The organism is Allobosea sp. CER48 (assembly GCF_044752385.1).
Classification (GTDB): Bacteria; Pseudomonadota; Alphaproteobacteria; order Rhizobiales; family Beijerinckiaceae; genus Allobosea.
Window position 1 is genome coordinate 1 of record NZ_JBIWYK010000732.1, and the last position, 1085, is coordinate 1085.

Sequence of the window (1085 nt, forward strand, 5' to 3'; positions counted from 1 at the left end):
CGCCGAGCCGATTTCCCTATCGGCGCTTCGCCCTGGGGCTGGCACTGGGCGGTCTCGGCGGCTGGCTGTTCGTGCAGGCGAGGCTGCCGCTGCCCTGGATGCTGGGCTCGATGGTGTTCTGCACGGCGGCGGCCCTGATCAAGCTGCCGGTCGCCGCTCCGCCGGTGATCCGCCCGCCGATGACGGCTGTGATCGGCGTGATGCTCGGTGCGTCGTTCAAGCCGGAGGTCGTGGCGCAGTTGCCGAACTGGCTGCCGACGCTCGCCGGCCTCGTGCTTTTCATGGTCGCCTGCGGGCTTTGCTGCGTCGGCTATTTCCGCCGCGTCGCCGGCTTCGACCCGGTCACGGCCTTCTTCTCCGGCATGCCGGGCGGCCTGGTCGAGATGGTCACGGTCGGCGAGGAGAAGGGCGGCGACGCCCGCATCATCGCCCTGATCCATTCCGCGCGGATCCTGCTGGTTGTGATGACGCTGCCCTTCATCGTGCAATGGATCGGCGGCGTCTCGCTCGGCGGCGGGCGCGTCGCCGGCCCTTCGTTTTCGCAGACGCCGCTCAGCTCCGAGCTTTGGCTCATCGGCTGCGGCATTCTCGGCGTGGTCGCCGGGCATTGGCTGAGGCTGCCCGCCAAATACCTGCTCGGCCCGATGCTGGTGAGCGCGATCGTCCACGTCGCCGGCCTGAGCGCGGCGGTGCCGCCGGCCGAAATCGTCAATGCCGCGCAGCTCATCCTCGGCGTCACCATCGGCTGCCGCTTCGTGGGCACCGCGCCGCAGATCATCCTGCGCGTGCTGCTGCTGTCGGTCGGCTCGACGGTGATCCTGCTCGCGCTCACGTTGAGCTTCGCCTGGCTGGTGGCGCTGGTTTCAGTCCACGGCCACGTGCCGCTGATCCTCGCCTATTCGCCGGGCGGCCTCGCCGAGATGAGCCTGATCGCGCTGGCGCTTCATACGGAAGTCGCCTTCGTCGCGGCGCATCACATCATCCGGGTCTTCCTGGTGATGGTCTCGGCCGGGCCGATCTTCGGATTGATCGGCCGCCGCGAGAAGACTGCGCCGGCAGAATAGAGGGAGTTCAGCGCGCCGCGG

Annotated in this window: 1 protein-coding gene; it reads left to right on the forward strand. The window is 68.9% G+C overall.

Annotation, left to right across the window (positions count from 1 at the left end; translation table 11 throughout):
* Positions 1 to 1064: AbrB family transcriptional regulator (locus ACIPIA_RS16860; protein ID WP_400511139.1), on the forward strand; the 1064-nt coding region annotated here is incomplete at its 5' end.
* Positions 1065 to 1085: the final 21 nt, after the last annotated feature.